The organism is Guptibacillus hwajinpoensis (assembly GCF_020171785.1).
Classification (GTDB): Bacteria; Bacillota; Bacilli; order Bacillales; family Guptibacillaceae; genus Guptibacillus; species Guptibacillus sedimenti.
The window spans coordinates 47,440-60,929 of the sequence record NZ_JAIVAE010000004.1 but is presented as its reverse complement, the minus strand read 5'-3'; the positions used below and the strand labels follow the sequence as shown (position 1 = coordinate 60,929).

The following is a 13,490-nucleotide window of genomic DNA, read 5'->3' as shown; positions in this document are numbered from 1 at the left end:
AGTTCAAACGCTCAGATTTTTTGATCGACCATAAAGCCTAACAGCTCAGCCGTTGCCGCGTAGCGATCAAGGAACTTTTTTGAAGGGATTTCTTTGATCACTTCGTCAGTTTGCGTGTCGATGATTTGGACGTAGTATTCGTTTAGTTTGTCGTGGAGTTGGAATTTTAGTGAGGTTTGAGATGGTTCCAGATAGGTATTGAGAGTTTGTATGTGGTTCTCGACGGTTTCTTTTGATAAAACTTTTTCTTGTACCTTATGCTTTTCGGTCTTTTTATACAGTTCAGTATTAGTTGTCTGAGTTAATTTAGTTGATCCAATAGGTGCAGTTGAAACGTCTCTTAGTTCCATCAGTTAATCCCCAATTCCTAATCAATTTGTTGTTAAAAAAGGTGGCCTTCAGTTGAAGACCACCTTGTGAGTAAATTAACGTAGAAGTTGTAGTACAGCTTGCGGCTGTTGGTTGGCTTGCTTTGCCGCTGTTCCTTTCGGATACAGAATAGACTATATCTTCACCTCTCGTGTTCGAAAGGGCCGGGCACTTCGAATGGCGTTTGCCACCCTACGGATTTCATCATCATCGCTTTCGCCTTAGACGGTATATCCTAGTCGTTGAACCTTCTCCACTCTTTCGAGACAGGAGCTTGGCTGCTGATTATCCAATCTTGATTCTTTTCAACCCATCACGCTCACCGTTTCCAGTCACGTTGTGGGGAATCAAGCTTAAGGAAGTTCCAGCAATTCACCCGGTTATGCTCTTACCCGTTACCGAATAAGACGCCCTGTTCAATCAATTATCTTAACAGTTGAAGAACTGCAGAAGAACTTTGATTGGCTTGAGCCAACATTGCTTGTGACGCCTGGTTAAGAATGTTGTTCTTAGTGAAATCCATCATTTCTTTTGCCATGTCTACGTCGCGGATACGTGATTCTGCGGCAGTTAGGTTTTGAGCTGAAGTCCCAAGGTTATTGATTGTGTGCTCAAGACGGTTTTGGTAAGCTCCAATCTGTGAACGACCGGCACTTACATCTTGGATGGCCGTCTCTACTGCAACCAACATTACATCAGTTGTAGTAGCGTCAGTAACATCAATCGCTCCTTTTACATCGGTAATTACAGCGGTTAAATCTATCCCTTTTTGAGTAAAATCCATTACCATGGTTTCTTTTGAATTAGCCCCTACTTGAAGGGTGACACTCCCACTACCATCACCGGTCTTACCATCAAGAAGAGTTTGCTTGTTGAAAGCTGTTCTTGTATTAATTGTTTCTAATTCTGTTGCTAACTCATCCAGTTCAGTTTTAATTGCTGTTCTGTCTTCTGAAATATTAGTATCATTTGTTGCTTGCACACTCAATTCTCGCATACGTTGCAGGATAGAATGAGCTTCATTTAATCCGCCCTCAGCTGTTTGCAAAAGGCTGATACCATCTTGTGCATTACGCGAAGCCTGATCAAGCCCACGAATTTGAGCGCGCATTTTTTCAGAAATTGAAAGACCTGCTGCATCATCAGCTGCATTGTTAATACGAAGCCCTGAAGAAAGTTTCGCCATGTTTTTTGAAGAATTTGCTTGGTTCGCACCCATCTGATTGTAAGTATTCATTGCTGCTAAGTTGTGATTAATAATCATTTAAAATCTACCTCCATGTAATTGGTTTTATCAAGAAAATCCACATCCGTTTGGACTTCCTAACACCACTATTATCGGCAGGCGTTTTAGGATGTTTAATACTTTTTGAAAAATATTCAAAAAAGAACCGCATCCTAAAGATAGCGGTTCCACTCCTAATAAGAATTTATCTTGAATGCGCATATTCTTCCTTCTCATATAGTCCAGGCAAATAAGTCTCAAGCCCATTTCCATCCGGATCATAAAACTTAAAATGTGCCACTCCAGCTTCTTCATCAACTGAAACGCCACGCTCTCGCAATTCACTTTTAAACGTTTCCGCATGCTCCACCGCTAAATGAAGCACCAGATAAGTCCCGCTCGTATCAGCCGTAGGAAGCTCTTCCCCTTCCTTCAACTCAATCAAACAAATCGCCGTCTGCCCTTCTCCAACTCTGAGCACTACGGTACCACCATAATTCTTCATAACGTGAAGCGAGCATTTCTTCATACCAGTTCACTGCATTCTTTATATCCCGCACACGAATGTTCACTTGATAAACGCCTTCAAAGAAACTCGTCAAGCTCCTACTACAATTTCGTTTTCTTCTGAAACTCCTTCAAATCCTCCAAGCTAAATTCCTGCATCGCGGCAAGCTTATTCTCTGATTGAATCGCTTCATATACTTCTTTTCGGTGGATGGCGATGTTCTTCGGTGCTTCTACTCCAAGCTTCACCGTATCACCGTCAATGCTAATAATCTTAAGTTCAATTTCATCATTAATGACAATTGATTCGCCTTTTTTACGTCCAAGTACGAGCATTTACTCCGCCTCCTCTGTGTTCACTTGCTTTAAGAGAGGTTCTTTGATGCCATACTCCTGTTTTAGGACAAGCTGTTTTCCAGTATGTTCTTCAGTGTTAAATATAAGCGGTGCTTTTAAATTCATCGTCGCTTCTTTCAGTGACCCTTGAACGGTTAGAATCGAGAGCACGAGCGCGTGGGCTGGATCGGTTAGCTTAAGCTGAGCGAGCGTGCTATCGTCAAGGTTTACTTCATAATTCGGATAAAAGGAAAACGGATCTGCGAGGAAAAAGCAGAGGCCGCTTTCTTCCGTGGATTGTAAAAAGTAGAAAGGAGACTCATCTTTGTCGTCGGCGGGTAATAGACAGTAAGTTGTAAAGTGCTCAAGGCCAGGGATGCCACTTTCAAACGTGACGAGACGTTCTTCGGTGATATCCATTTCTCCAAAGCGTGCAGTATGTAATTTCATAGCGATCTCCTTTTTTGATCAGTGTGTACCCTCATTATAAGGCCTATAGTGCTTTTTTCCATGGATAATTTGTTGTCTTTTTGAAATTTCGGTAAACTTACCGTAATAGAGAACCGCTGAAAAAGAAGAATCGTGTCGAAGGTCTATTCTTAATTAACATTACGGTCAACAGGAAAGGAGAAAGCGTCATGAAAATCACCTTTTATCCGCTCGGTGAAGCAGCAGTGAAATGCTGTTTTGATGAAGACATTTCAGCTGCTCTTACGAATAACATTCAATCATTTTGTAATAAGCTCAATCACCACAAGCACCTTGGGATCACGGAATGGGTGCCAGCCTATGATTCTGTGGCCGTTTACTATGAGCCATGGAAGCTTTCATATGAGCAAATCACGAACGTTCTTCAACCGATCGCGAATGAAATGGACGCACATTACCAAAAGACGAAAACGGTGATCACGATTCCAACTGTTTACGGAGGCACCTATGGTCCGGACCTTGAAAATCTCGCGACTGCCAACAACCTTTCCACCAAAGAAGTGATCGACTTACATACAAAGCGTGATTATCTCATTAACATGATCGGCTTTTTACCAGGATTTCCTTACTTAAGTGACTTAGATGAACGAATCGCGATGCCGCGCCTTGAAAATCCAAGACAGGCCGTTCCAGCTGGATCCGTTGGCATTGCTGAAAGTCAGACTGGGATTTACCCGCTCGATTCACCTGGCGGCTGGAATATTATTGGACGCACGCCGCTAAAGCTTTTTGATGCAGGAAAAGAAGAGCCGTTTTTGTTTGAGCAGGGCGATTATTTACGGTTTACATCGATTACAGATGATGAATTTAAGCGCATTCAGCGTGAAGTTGAGGTTGGGACGTACGAACTTGAACGCAGGGAGGAATCACAATGACGTTTCGCATTGATTTAAACAGCGATCTTGGGGAAAGCTTTGGTACTTATGTGGTTGGTCAGGATGAACAGGTGCTTGAGCTCGTATCTTCCGCCAATATTGCATGCGGCTATCATGCTGGTGATCCACACATTATGAATAAAACAGTCGAATGGGCGAAAGAGCATCACGTTGGCATCGGGGCGCACCCTGGATTTCCTGATTTAGTTGGTTTTGGCCGTCGCAATATGAACATTACACCAGAGGATACGTACTCGCTCGTTCTTTATCAAATCGGAGCACTGCACGGGTTCTGCAAGGCGCATGAAGTGCCTCTTCAGCATGTGAAACCGCACGGGGCGCTTTACAATATGGCGTCGAAGGATCCTGAGCTCGCAAATGCCATTGCGCAGGCTGTAAAAGATTTTGATTCAGAGCTTATACTCTTTGGACTGGCTAATTCAGAACTGATTCGCGCTGCGCAGGACGCTGCACTACCTTATGCGTCTGAAGTGTTTGCCGACAGGACGTACCAGCCTGACGGTTCGCTTACACCGCGCGTTGAAAAAAATGCGATGATTCGCGATGAGCAGGCGGCGATTGAGCAGGTGATTCAAATGGTGAAAGAAGGAACGGTAACAGCCGTGGATGGTTCAATCATTGCGATTGAAGCGGATACCGTTTGCGTGCACGGAGATGAGTCGTCAGCGCTTGCGTTTATTAAGGCGCTTCGGAGGCGGTTTGATGAAGAAAATATTGAGATGGAAAGGATCGGAAACCGGTGAAGTTATTTTCAGTCGAAAAACCAGGATTGTATACAACGTATCAAGATTTAGGTCGTGTCGGGTATTTAAAGTACGGTGTTCCGGCATCTGGAGCGCTTGACCGCTTCGCTCTTCAGGTTGGTAATATTCTAGTTGGAAATGAACGAGGGGCGGCAGGTCTTGAGGTTACGATGCAGGGGCCAGAACTGATTGCAGAAGAAACGTTTGTGATTTCTGTTACCGGTGGTGATTTGTCACCGATGATCAATGGAAGACGCATTCCACTCTGGAAGTCGGTCGTCATTAAAAAAGGGCAGGTGCTCGAGTTTGGACAGCCTCGCCAGGGCGTTCGTGCCTATCTCACTGTTTCAGGTGGCTTTCATGCAAAAGAATACATGGGAAGCCGCTCCGTATATGAACCAGCAGGTCTTGGACGAAAGCTTGAAAAAGGTGATGAACTCGTAGGTGAGCCTAGAAAACAAAAAGCAGGAACCGGGCTGTTTTTCACCGAGATTCCTGATTATGATCGTGATGTTATCGTACGCGTTGTGAAAGGACCTCATCATGAGCAAATTTCGGATAAGGTCGTTTCGGATTTTTTCGCTATAACTCATGATGTGTCGCCGCAATCCAATCGGATGGGCTACCGCCTTCAATCTGAGCTTAAAACAAATCATGAAGCAAACGTTGTTTCAGATGCAGTTCCGCTTGGCGGCATCCAGCTACCTGGGAACGGTCAGCCGATTATCCTGCTTGCAGATCGGCAAACGACAGGTGGATACACGCGGATTGGAACAGTGATTGGTCCTGATTTGCCACTCATTGCCCAGCTTCCTCCTGGCGGGAAAATTCGCTTTCAAGAAATAACGGTAGAAGAAGCCCAAGAAGCAGCGAAACAGGTTGAACAGAAGCTCCGCATTTGGGAGCGAATCCATCGCTAATGCATTCGGAGGTAGCTGTGAAGCTCGTCCTTCACAACCTCCCCCTGATCTTGTTCGGTCATTTGCAAGTGATAATGATCGCCTTCCGCTTCAGCCTGGAAATTGTAGAAACCTTTACTATTTAAATAGTCGCTCAGGTCTTCAATCTTTTCACACTGAGAGAACAAAATTTTATTGCCCACATAATCGTCATTCACATAAACGTTATACGTATGTGCATTTTTCATCTCTTCCCCTTGATTAAAAAACGGGAATGGTTCCGGCATTCTGTCTCCCTCCTTTCTTTAGGGATTACTATCAATTTGTCCCTCCCTGCCGTTTTTATGTTGGAAAAACATTCATGTGCGCTAGTATGTTTAATCCTTTAAGCATTCGGGAACCTTCTTTAACGTACACTAAAGGAGGATGACTCATGGCTAACACATATACGAAGCAATACATTAACGGTGAATGGGTTACGGGTTCTAGTGACAAAACTGTAACAAATTATAATCCATTTTCCGGTGAGGAAATTTTTACATTAAACTCAGCATCTGAAGAAGATCTTGATAAAGCTTACAAAACGGCAAAAGAAGCACAAAAATCCTGGGCACAGACGACACCAGGAAAGCGTCAGCAAATTCTCGATAAAGTAGCGGCGCTTATGACAGAACGTAAAGAAGAAATCGTTGACTGGCTTGTGAAAGAATCAGGCAGTACGAAGATCAAAGCGAACGTCGAATGGGCAGCTGCCACTCGCGTTGTGAAAGAGTCGGCATCGTTCCCATATCGCATGAAGGGACAAATCGCCCCTTCTGATACGCCAGGAAAAGAAAACCGCATTTATAAAAGCGCGAAAGGCGTGATCGGTGTCATCGGACCGTGGAACTTCCCACTTCACCTTTCCATGCGTTCGGTTGCACCTGCGATCGCAACTGGGAACACGGTTGTTCTAAAACCAGCATCTGAAACGCCTGTTACAGCAGGGTTCCTAATCGCTGAGCTCTTTGAAGAAGCAGGACTTCCGAAAGGCGTGCTAAACGTCGTAGCAGGACGCGGTTCTGAAATTGGCGATGCGTTCGTTACACACCCAATTCCAAAATTGATTTCCTTCACAGGTTCAACGGAAGTCGGTCAGCATATCGGTGAGCTTGCAGGTAAGAACATTAAGGAAACAGCATTAGAGCTTGGCGGTAACAACGTATTTATCGTACTTGATGATGCCGATATCGATCAGGCAGCTGAATCAGCGGCATTCGGTAAATTCTTGCATCAAGGTCAAATATGTATGGCAATCAACCGCATTATTGTGCATGAAAGCATTCACGACAAATTCGTAGAAGCATTTAAAGAAAAAGTCGCTTCCCTTCAAGTTGGCGATCCGTCTGACGCGAAAACAGCTGTTGGTCCACTGATCAACAAAGATGCTGTTGAGGGTATTCAAGAATCGCTTAACGCGTCACTAGAGCAAGGCGCTGAGAAAATTCTTGGTGGCGAAGTCGAAGGTAATGTGATGCACCCGGTTATTTTAACGAACGTAACGAATGACATGCCAATTGCGAAAGATGAAATTTTCGGTGCCGTTGCGCCAATCATTAAATTTAGCACGGTAGACGAAGCGATTGAAATCGCAAACGGCTCTCCGTACGGCCTTAGTGGTTCCGTTCACTCTCGCGACTTAAACCGCGGAGTTCAGGTTGCGCATCAAATTGAAACGGGCATGGTACACATTAACGACCAGCCGGTAAACGATGAAGCACACATGGCCTTCGGTGGCGAAAAAGAATCAGGCCTTGGCCGTTTCGGCGGCGAATGGGCTCTTGATAAATTTACAACTGTGAAATGGATTTCCGTTCAGCAAGAACGTCGTCAGTATCCATTTTTCCAATAAGTCGTTGAAAGCCCTCGATTCGCTCGAGGGCTTTTTTTCGTGCGCTCCCTTTCCCTAAGTAAAAATGAGTTACCCGGGAAATAATGGGAGGACAGCTATATTGTTGCTTTTTATTTTCATTTTTGAAAAAATAGATAGAGAAAAGGAGATGGAAGCATGATTGAAGTTCGTGAAGAGAAGTTACAGGATCATGAGGAAATCTCAACCATTTTACAAAAAGCGTTCGGTGGAGAAGATGAGGTCACGCTGGTTAAAGAGATTCGGGATTCTGCCTACTTTGTCCCGGAGCTTTCTCTTGTGGCGCTACATAATCGACGTGATCCAGTCGGCTACATTCTTTTTAGTGAAATCACTATTTCAACAGAAAAAGAAGACCTCACGTCTCTTGCACTTGCTCCTGTTGCAGTTGTGCCTGAGTTCCAGCGGGAAGGAATCGGAAGTATGCTTATCCAAGATGGCATGATGAGAGCGACTTCACTAGGATACCGACACGTCGTCGTACTTGGTCATAAAGAATACTACCCAAAATTCGGTTTCCTTCCTGCTTCTGAGCAGAAGCTTTCTGGCCCATTTGATGCAGGAGATGCGTTTATGGTGAAAGAACTTAAGAAGGGTGCTTTAAAAGACGTGAGCGGAGAAGTTGTGTATCCGAAAGCGTTCGGCGTCTAAGACGGCACACAAAAAGCCGCTCATGGGCGGCTCTTCGTTAAAAGTCAAAGATTGAATCTTCGTTCGCATCATCGTCTTTCATCGGTTTTGATGCAAGAGGTTGTTGAACGGGTGCGACTTGTTGGAGTGGCTTAGGGGAAGGTGCAGAAGGCGTCTTTGGACGACTGCTTCCCGATGCCTGAAGTAGCATGTCGCAGTATGTTTTAATCGCAATGAGCTCTTCACGAATGCCGTTCACATCCGCATCATTTTCTTCAACGTTATAAGTAAGCTGTTTCATACGTGTATTCATTTGCTGAATCAGCTGATCAATGGGGATATCTTTCATATCGGTAAACTCCTTTTAGTGAAGGATCTTTTATCCCTAGTGTACCAAACTACAAACGAAATAAAAAATGAAATGAGAGGGAGATTAAACAATGGATACTCTTCAAGAAGCTCTGAAATTTAATGAGGAATTTGTGAAAAACAAGGAATATGTCCCATACGAAACCACTGGTCTGCCAGATAAAAAAGTTGTCATCCTTTCTTGTATGGACACGCGTCTTGTTGAACTTCTTCCACGCGCGATGAATTTAAAAAATGGTGACGTAAAAATGGTTAAAAACGCAGGGGCAATCGTGACTCATCCGTTCGATAGCGTCGTACGTAGTATTCTCGTTGCCGTTTATGAGCTTCAAGCTGAAGAAGTATGGGTAATCGGCCACCATGATTGTGGAATGGGGAAAGTGAAGCCAGATGCGTTGCGACATAAAATCGAAGAGAGCGTAACGAAAGAAGTCGTTTCTACCATGGAGCATGCTGGCATCGATCTTGACTCATGGCTTGAAGGGTTTACAACCGTTCAAGACGGCGTTCGCAACAGTGTGTCGATCCTTGAGAATCATCCACTACTTCCAAAAGACCTTCCTGTTCACGGACTTGTGATTGACCCTGCAACTGGAAAGTTAGATCAAGTGACAGAATAATAAAAAGCGCGCGCCTCAATTGAGACGCGCGCTTTTTATTATTTCGCTAAAAGGTCAGCAAAAGCCTTTCCATACTGTGGAAGATCCGGCGGGCGACGCGCAGATACAAGATGACCATCAACAACAACAGGCTCATCAATCCACGTAGCGCCGGCATTTTCCATGTCATCACGGATTCCTGGCGTACTCGTTACTTTCTTTCCTTCTAACACCTTCGCAGAAATTAAGACCCATCCGGCATGGCAAATCTGGCCGATTGGTTTCTTATTTTCCTCCATATGCTGCACCATTTTTAATACTTCAGGGAAACGGCGGATTTTATCTGGTGCCCAGCCACCTGGAACAAGAATCGCGTCGTAGTCTGCAGGGTTAATGTCTGCATAAGCATAATCGGAAATGACCGGTACGCCGTATTTTCCAACGTACTTCTCTCCTGCTTTCTCACCAACATAATGAACCGTAGCGCCTTCTTCAATAAGACGATAATAAGGATAGGTTAGCTCGAGATCTTCATATTCATGATGAACAAGACTAATGACTTTTTTATTTTCTAAACGCATATTTCCACCTCCACTCTTTACCTTATACCATTTTTCTTGGATTTCAAAACGATGAACGTTCATCTTTATCAGAACTGATTCCAGCTCAGGATAGATCTGCCTTTATATGCATGTATTCTCTAGTATGGCCCTGTCCATCTGGGAATACTAATGAGAAGGTAAAGGAGAGATAACCATGGATGTTGGTCTTTTACTGGAATATGCCTGGGTGCTACTCGTTTTAATCGGTCTTGAAGGGGTGCTAGCAGCAGACAATGCCCTCGTCATGGCGATTATGGTCAAGCACCTTGATCCAAAAAAGCGCAAAAAAGCCTTGTTTTATGGACTTGGCGGAGCATTTGTCTTTCGCTTTGGCTCTCTCTTCATCATTTCTTTTCTCGTCGATATTTGGCAGGTACAGGCCATTGGCGCCATTTACTTGCTGTTTCTTAGTTTAAATCATCTTGTTAAAAAGTTTTTCTTAAACGATCGAAAAGAAAGCAAAAAAGAAAAGAATTCTCAGCAAGGGGCTGGCTTTTGGACAACCGTTCTAAAAGTAGAGCTTGCTGATATTGCTTTTGCAGTTGATTCCATTTTGGCGGCCGTCGCCTTAGCATTAACGCTTCCAAATACAAATTTACCGCGAATTGGTGGCATGGATGGTGGTCAATTCCTTGTGATCTTAACAGGAGGAATTGTTGGGCTGATTATTATGCGATTCGCTGCAAATTATTTTGTGAGGCTTTTGCATCGTAAACCTGGGTTAGAAACCGCTGCGTTTGCGATTGTCGGCTGGGTTGGGGTAAAGCTCGCTGTCTATACGCTTGCGCATCCAAACCTCGGCATCCTCGCAGAAGATTTCCCGAAAGAAACTGCGTGGAAAATCACGTTCTGGGGTGTCCTAGTTGCCATTGCCCTTGGCGGCTGGTTTTTATCTTCAGAACGTAAGGAAACAGAACGAGAAGACGAGAATGAAGATACGCTTGAAGAAGAAAAGAATGAAGCGAATGATTTTTAACTACAAAATAACAGGTGCCTGACTTGGCACCTGCTCTTTTTATGCGTTTTGAAACGCTTCTCTTATTTCATTCATCCGCTTTTTATTCACACCCATATCTGAGTATCCGGTCCGAGAAGCGGAACGAAAATGAATATTTTCGCTTGCTGTATCAATGTAAAATTCGATATCATCAACGAATTTAAACAGCTTTGACTTCTCCTCCGCTCGTATGTAGTGGGTATCTGCTTCTACAATTTCGGTACGCTTTCGATTGGTTAGGATTGTTTTTAACTTTGTTAATGCTTCTTCTGCCGTCCCGTTATACGGAATTGGCTTCATCCCATGCTTCTCATCAGTACTTTGACTCGATACGCAGTTTGGTTTATCTGGACAGGGAGCAAGTTTCCCTTCTTTCACGCCTAATTGTTCTGAACTCACTTCGATCGCCTCCATTAATCTTTTCTATTCTATCTATACCCTATCGCTTCACCATTTGAACTTATTATGCCTTACAATGTCTTAAAAAAGCAGCACATTGATGTGCAATTTTCTCGTTTAGAACTCTCGTATAGCGTGAATAGTACTCGTGTGATCAAAAAAACAGGATTTTAATCTTTGAAGGAGGCAATATTGTGAGTAGACCAGTAGTACGTGAATATCAAAACGATGAGAAACTAAAAAGTGATATCGAGGAGCTAAGCAATATCGGCGTCTCAAAAGATGACATCTACGTGCTTTCCCATGACGACGACCGTACAGAGCGCGTTGCAGACGGCGTTGATGCGAACACGATTGGCAAAAAAGAAATGGGGCTTAGCAGCCTGAAGAACGTATTTAGTAAAAAAGGCGACGAACTGCGAAGCAAAATGCAAGAAATCGGATTTTCGAAAGAAGAATCTGAGCGCTATGAAGAAGAAATGGATAAAGGTAAGATCTTCTTGTTTGTAACGGATACAGATAAAGTAACAGAGTGGAAGTAAGGGATAAGCAAAAGCTGCTGATTCGGTTTGAATCAGCGGCTTTTTTTGCGTTGGTGAAAGTAGCATAGGGGTCAGGCACGAGCCTGACCCCTACCGCTTTAAAGCATTACACTTATATTCCTATTATTTACTGTGCCCCCATTAATCCAATCTTGAAAATGAATCGTAATCACTTCTTCCCCTCCCGCTATCACCGTTTTAAATAATCGTTCTTTCGGGTTCATCATGACAGTATGAAGCGTTCCAAAGAGATTGTCGTAATCTCTAAAAAATAGGGAGGAAGCTGGATTTCTAAATTCATCAAACCATTCCTCCATTTCAACAAACGGTTGATTTTCTAGATAGGTTAATCGTTGAATTGAGCTTTCTGATGCCTGAGGCGAGTTAGACTTTTGAAAATGATTTGTGCAATAAAGCGTTTCTTTACGTCTCACATCGCTACCCGAAGGTCCAATTTCAACAACCGCTGATTGACCTGAATCATCCGTTAGTGAGTAATTATACTCATCAGCATGGGGCCTCGATAAGACTCGATCGAAACTTTTAGATCACTCACTCTTTTTCTCCTTGTAAACCTTTAATAATTCTTCGACAGAAATCCCGTCAATCGTCATACCTTCAACCTCAGACTTCTCGATTTTCACACCTTTTAGGTTACAATCAGTCAGCGTGCTTCCATGTAGATCACATTTTTCAAAAAGAATCGGCATGTGCTCTTCTCTTCTTCCCGCTGCAAGATGATCTTCAGGGGGTAAGCCGATATTTCGAAAAACCGCACCACCCATTTGCGCATCCTCAACTTTTAAGTCACTAAGATCAATATCTCGAAATGAAATTCCACTCATATTGATGTTCTTAAATGTTGCTTCAACCATATATGCATCCGAAAAGTTCGATTGAGCTAAGTTTGAATTCATAAAGTTGGCGCCCGTTAACTCCACTTGATCAAATAAGGCACTGCGAAGACGCAATTCTTTAAATACTTTCCGTTCAAATTCATCTCTAACGTTCTGCTCACTTAAGTTCTTTTCTACCAACTCATTCATCTCCTTTTTCATCTTCACTCTAGCTCTTCGGATTCGACTTTCAATTGCAGAGGTGGAGCAAGCTAACATGGAAGCAATCTCTGCCATCGAGTACCCGCCCATGTAATGAAGCACAACAGCAGTTCGAACATCTTCCTTTAGCTCATAAAGCACTAGCCAAACAAGATCGCTTGTTTCTGTTTCTTTGTTTTCAAGGAAATGAACAAGTGCCTTTTCTTGAAAGGACTGTTCCATCACCTGTACTATCCGCTTTCGTTGTCTTTTTAAATCCAGACTTAGATTTCGAGCAATACTCGTTAACCAACTACCTATTTTCTCTGGGTTATCCAGCGAACGGCGCTTCAAGTAGGCTTTTATAAAGGCTTCCTGCGCAACATCCTGGGCGAGATGGTAGTCTCCAAGAACACTATAAGAAACCGCATAGAGCGCATTCGCATAGCGACTTACCACCTCCCGAAACCCTTCTTCTGTCTGCCATTCTACAATTGATTCAGTCAACTTCTTTCACCTCACTAGAGCTTTCACTTATATAGACGTTTCCCATCCATTGATTCCGTCAATAAACCGAAACTTTTTTCTTTTTGGCTTTGTCTTTTATAGGAGGACAAATGTATGTATCGGGGGTCAGAGAGGAGCCAGACCCCCCTTCAAAAAATAAGTTCTTCGCTCGTCTCCCTCCGCATATATTTGTAGGGCAATAAAAATATTTCTTTCAAAGGGAGTGCTGATATGTTGGATCGAACATTGCTTTTCGTAGCCGCTATGATTGCTGGGTTTGCATTACTTCGTTTGTCTGAAGCAGATTCATTCCTCGAGAGTCTTAATCCGGTCTTCGAAGTTGTTGGCTTTCTAGCAGCGCTGCTATTTGCACTTGTCTTGATCTACAAAGGCATCATGGCCATTTTACCTCGGAAAGTGTAACCGCTTTCCACT

At 43.5% G+C, this 13,490-nt stretch carries 19 protein-coding genes and 1 pseudogene; 9 read left to right on the top strand and 11 right to left on the bottom strand.

From position 1 onward, the window contains the following. Positions 1–11: 11 nt before the first annotated feature. The 5 genes from flaG to fliW form a co-directional block, all read right to left on the bottom strand. Positions 12–350, bottom strand: coding sequence for a flagellar protein FlaG (gene flaG / locus LCL91_RS07495; RefSeq protein WP_224881367.1), 339 nt, complete (start codon positions 348–350; stop codon positions 12–14). A gap of 443 nt (positions 351–793) precedes the next feature. Next, positions 794–1,633, bottom strand: coding sequence for a flagellin (locus LCL91_RS07490; RefSeq protein ID WP_224881365.1), 840 nt, complete (start codon positions 1,631–1,633; stop codon positions 794–796). A 166-nt stretch (positions 1,634–1,799) separates the two neighbouring features. Next, on the bottom strand, positions 1,800–2,075 hold the full coding sequence (locus LCL91_RS07485; protein WP_224881363.1) for a VOC family protein: 276 nt from the start codon (positions 2,073–2,075) through the stop codon (positions 1,800–1,802). Between the two features lie 128 nt (positions 2,076–2,203). Next, positions 2,204–2,437: a carbon storage regulator CsrA gene (gene csrA / locus LCL91_RS07480; RefSeq protein ID WP_224881361.1), complete on the bottom strand. Its 234-nt coding sequence runs from the start codon at positions 2,435–2,437 to the stop codon at positions 2,204–2,206. After that, positions 2,438–2,887 carry a flagellar assembly protein FliW gene (gene fliW / locus LCL91_RS07475; protein WP_224881359.1) on the bottom strand — a complete coding sequence of 150 codons (450 nt, stop codon included), beginning with the start codon at positions 2,885–2,887 and terminating at the stop codon, positions 2,438–2,440. A 188-nt stretch (positions 2,888–3,075) separates the two neighbouring features. On the opposite strand from fliW, the gene pxpB reads away from it, so the two are divergent. From pxpB to LCL91_RS07460, 3 genes are read left to right on the top strand one after another with little or no spacing between them, the layout of a single operon-like run. Then, positions 3,076–3,801: a 5-oxoprolinase subunit PxpB gene (gene pxpB / locus LCL91_RS07470; protein WP_224881356.1), complete on the top strand. Its 726-nt coding sequence runs from the start codon at positions 3,076–3,078 to the stop codon at positions 3,799–3,801. Continuing rightward, positions 3,798–4,565, top strand: a complete 768-nt coding sequence (locus LCL91_RS07465) for a LamB/YcsF family protein (protein WP_224881353.1) — start codon at positions 3,798–3,800, stop codon at positions 4,563–4,565. The genes pxpB and LCL91_RS07465 overlap by 4 nt, the downstream gene beginning before the upstream one ends. Then, positions 4,562–5,485, top strand: a complete 924-nt coding sequence (locus LCL91_RS07460; protein WP_224881351.1) for a biotin-dependent carboxyltransferase family protein — start codon at positions 4,562–4,564, stop codon at positions 5,483–5,485. The genes LCL91_RS07465 and LCL91_RS07460 overlap by 4 nt, the downstream gene beginning before the upstream one ends. Here the strand turns inward: LCL91_RS07460 and LCL91_RS07455 are convergent. Continuing rightward, positions 5,482–5,751, bottom strand: a complete 270-nt coding sequence (locus LCL91_RS07455) for a hypothetical protein (protein WP_224881349.1) — start codon at positions 5,749–5,751, stop codon at positions 5,482–5,484. The two genes, LCL91_RS07460 and LCL91_RS07455, sit on opposite strands and share 4 nt — an antisense overlap. A gap of 146 nt (positions 5,752–5,897) precedes the next feature. On the opposite strand from LCL91_RS07455, the gene LCL91_RS07450 reads away from it, so the two are divergent. Next, positions 5,898–7,355, top strand: coding sequence for an aldehyde dehydrogenase family protein (locus LCL91_RS07450; RefSeq protein ID WP_224881347.1), 1,458 nt, complete (start codon positions 5,898–5,900; stop codon positions 7,353–7,355). Positions 7,356–7,511: 156 nt separating this feature from the next. Beyond that, positions 7,512–8,024: a GNAT family N-acetyltransferase gene (locus tag LCL91_RS07445; protein WP_224881344.1), complete on the top strand. Its 513-nt coding sequence runs from the start codon at positions 7,512–7,514 to the stop codon at positions 8,022–8,024. Positions 8,025–8,061: 37 nt separating this feature from the next. Here the strand turns inward: LCL91_RS07445 and LCL91_RS07440 are convergent, their stop codons facing one another. Continuing rightward, positions 8,062–8,352, bottom strand: a complete 291-nt coding sequence (locus LCL91_RS07440; protein ID WP_224881342.1) for a DUF5327 family protein — start codon at positions 8,350–8,352, stop codon at positions 8,062–8,064. A 91-nt stretch (positions 8,353–8,443) separates the two neighbouring features. On the opposite strand from LCL91_RS07440, the gene LCL91_RS07435 reads away from it, so the two are divergent. Beyond that, entirely contained in the window at positions 8,444–8,992 is a 549-nt protein-coding gene (locus LCL91_RS07435; protein WP_224881340.1) for a beta-class carbonic anhydrase, read from the top strand. A 38-nt stretch (positions 8,993–9,030) separates the two neighbouring features. On the opposite strand, the gene LCL91_RS07430 is transcribed toward LCL91_RS07435, so the two are convergent. Then, positions 9,031–9,552, bottom strand: a complete 522-nt coding sequence (locus LCL91_RS07430) for a type 1 glutamine amidotransferase domain-containing protein (protein ID WP_224881338.1) — start codon at positions 9,550–9,552, stop codon at positions 9,031–9,033. A gap of 175 nt (positions 9,553–9,727) precedes the next feature. On the opposite strand from LCL91_RS07430, the gene LCL91_RS07425 reads away from it, so the two are divergent. Further along, positions 9,728–10,549 (top strand): TerC family protein, encoded by an 822-nt coding sequence (locus LCL91_RS07425; protein ID WP_224881336.1) that lies wholly within the window; start codon positions 9,728–9,730, stop codon positions 10,547–10,549. Positions 10,550–10,588: 39 nt separating this feature from the next. Here LCL91_RS07425 and LCL91_RS07420 read toward each other — a convergent pair whose 3' ends face one another. Continuing rightward, entirely contained in the window at positions 10,589–10,969 is a 381-nt protein-coding gene (locus LCL91_RS07420) for a DUF1499 domain-containing protein (protein ID WP_098445499.1), read from the bottom strand. Between the two features lie 194 nt (positions 10,970–11,163). On the opposite strand from LCL91_RS07420, the gene LCL91_RS07415 reads away from it, so the two are divergent. Next, the gene (locus tag LCL91_RS07415; RefSeq protein ID WP_224881334.1) at positions 11,164–11,511 is read left to right on the top strand and encodes a general stress protein; all 348 of its coding nucleotides are present in this window, start codon (positions 11,164–11,166) and stop codon (positions 11,509–11,511) included. Positions 11,512–11,609: 98 nt separating this feature from the next. Here the strand turns inward: LCL91_RS07415 and LCL91_RS07410 are convergent. Beyond that, positions 11,610–12,020 (bottom strand): annotated as a pseudogene (locus LCL91_RS07410) (carcinine hydrolase/isopenicillin-N N-acyltransferase family protein); the annotation flags it as partial. 39 nt (positions 12,021–12,059) lie between these two features. After that, a complete protein-coding gene (locus LCL91_RS07405; RefSeq protein WP_224881332.1) occupies positions 12,060–13,055 on the bottom strand; it encodes a sigma-70 family RNA polymerase sigma factor in 996 nt (331 codons plus the stop codon). A 231-nt stretch (positions 13,056–13,286) separates the two neighbouring features. Between LCL91_RS07405 and LCL91_RS07400 the strand changes: the two genes are divergently transcribed. Continuing rightward, on the top strand, positions 13,287–13,478 hold the full coding sequence (locus LCL91_RS07400; RefSeq protein ID WP_098445502.1) for a hypothetical protein: 192 nt from the start codon (positions 13,287–13,289) through the stop codon (positions 13,476–13,478). Positions 13,479–13,490: the final 12 nt, after the last annotated feature.

Excerpts from the sequence above, each read along its gene's own strand:
- LCL91_RS07430 (WP_224881338.1), bottom strand. The coding sequence starts at position 9,552 with ATGCGTTTAGAAAATAAAAAAGTCATTAGTCTTGTTCATCATGAATAT.
- pxpB (WP_224881356.1), top strand. The coding sequence starts at position 3,076 with ATGAAAATCACCTTTTATCCGCTCGGTGAAGCAGCAGTGAAATGCTGT.
- csrA (WP_224881361.1), bottom strand. The coding sequence starts at position 2,437 with ATGCTCGTACTTGGACGTAAAAAAGGCGAATCAATTGTCATTAATGAT.
- LCL91_RS07445 (WP_224881344.1), top strand. The coding sequence starts at position 7,512 with ATGATTGAAGTTCGTGAAGAGAAGTTACAGGATCATGAGGAAATCTCA.
- LCL91_RS07490 (WP_224881365.1), bottom strand. The coding sequence starts at position 1,633 with ATGATTATTAATCACAACTTAGCAGCAATGAATACTTACAATCAGATG.
- fliW (WP_224881359.1), bottom strand. The coding sequence starts at position 2,887 with ATGAAATTACATACTGCACGCTTTGGAGAAATGGATATCACCGAAGAA.
- LCL91_RS07440 (WP_224881342.1), bottom strand. The coding sequence starts at position 8,352 with ATGAAAGATATCCCCATTGATCAGCTGATTCAGCAAATGAATACACGT.
- flaG (WP_224881367.1), bottom strand. The coding sequence starts at position 350 with ATGGAACTAAGAGACGTTTCAACTGCACCTATTGGATCAACTAAATTA.
- LCL91_RS07450 (WP_224881347.1), top strand. The coding sequence starts at position 5,898 with ATGGCTAACACATATACGAAGCAATACATTAACGGTGAATGGGTTACG.
- LCL91_RS07425 (WP_224881336.1), top strand. The coding sequence starts at position 9,728 with ATGGATGTTGGTCTTTTACTGGAATATGCCTGGGTGCTACTCGTTTTA.
- LCL91_RS07465 (WP_224881353.1), top strand. The coding sequence starts at position 3,798 with ATGACGTTTCGCATTGATTTAAACAGCGATCTTGGGGAAAGCTTTGGT.
- LCL91_RS07435 (WP_224881340.1), top strand. The coding sequence starts at position 8,444 with ATGGATACTCTTCAAGAAGCTCTGAAATTTAATGAGGAATTTGTGAAA.
- LCL91_RS07400 (WP_098445502.1), top strand. The coding sequence starts at position 13,287 with ATGTTGGATCGAACATTGCTTTTCGTAGCCGCTATGATTGCTGGGTTT.
- LCL91_RS07455 (WP_224881349.1), bottom strand. The coding sequence starts at position 5,751 with ATGCCGGAACCATTCCCGTTTTTTAATCAAGGGGAAGAGATGAAAAAT.